Source organism: Pseudomonas fluorescens (genome assembly GCF_041354075.1).
GTDB lineage: Bacteria > Pseudomonadota > Gammaproteobacteria > Pseudomonadales > Pseudomonadaceae > Aquipseudomonas > Aquipseudomonas fluorescens_CE.
In genome coordinates, this window is sequence record NZ_JARZGC010000058.1 from 1 (window position 1) to 389 (window position 389).

The following is a 389-nucleotide window of genomic DNA, read 5'->3' on the forward strand; positions in this document are numbered from 1 at the left end:
AGGGCGTTGACGGTCTTGATCGCCATCATCGGCCCTTCGAAGGTCGACATGCCGTAGAACGCCAGGGACAGCACCAGGAAGCGCAGGATCGGGTCGCTGCGCAACTTATGCCAGGCGCCCGAGAGGGTCATCATGCCGTTGATCATGCCGCCCCAGCTGGGGGCCAGGAGGATCAGCGACATCGCCATGCCCAGCGACTGCGCCCAATCGGGCAGGGCGGTGTAGTGCAGGTGGTGCGGCCCGGCCCAGATGTACAGGGTGATCAGCGCCCAGAAGTGCACGATGGACAGGCGATAGGAGTAGACCGGCCGGCCGACTTGCTTGGGCACGAAGTAATACATCATGCCGAGAAAGCCGGTGGTGAGGAAAAAGCCCACGGCGTTGTGGCC

At 63.5% G+C, this 389-nt stretch carries 1 protein-coding gene; it reads right to left on the reverse strand.

What is annotated here, in order from left to right:
- Window positions 1-389, reverse strand: a 389-nt coding sequence (locus tag QIW53_RS27245) for a cbb3-type cytochrome c oxidase subunit I (RefSeq protein ID WP_371052684.1), incomplete at both ends; no start/stop codon positions are given.